The organism is Massilia sp. CT11-108, from assembly GCF_047302915.1.
Classification (GTDB): domain Bacteria; phylum Pseudomonadota; class Gammaproteobacteria; order Burkholderiales; family Burkholderiaceae_D; genus Telluria; species Telluria orientalis.
Map to the genome: position 1 here is coordinate 1 of NZ_JBKYMO010001600.1, position 257 is coordinate 257.

Sequence of the window (257 nt, forward strand, 5' to 3'; positions counted from 1 at the left end):
TCGCACGCTCGATCACGTCACGCACATTCGAAACCAGTTTCATACCGGCTCGCGCCTCGTGATCATCGGCGGTGGCTATGTCGGACTGGAGGTGGCGGCCGTGGCCGTGAAGCGCGGCTTGCACGTCACCGTGCTCGAAGCATTGCCTCGCGTCCTTGCGCGCGTCACGGCTCCCGAACTCTCCACGTTCTACGAGAAAGTGCACCGCGAGGCCGGCGTCGACGTCCGCACGAACGCAATCGTCAGTGAATTTGAAC

The 257-nt window shown here is 62.6% G+C and carries 1 protein-coding gene; it reads left to right on the forward strand.

Going from position 1 to position 257, the window contains the following annotated elements:
• The coding region (locus ACEN88_RS35730) for an FAD-dependent oxidoreductase (RefSeq protein WP_413347126.1) at positions 1-257 on the forward strand (257 nt) is incomplete at both ends.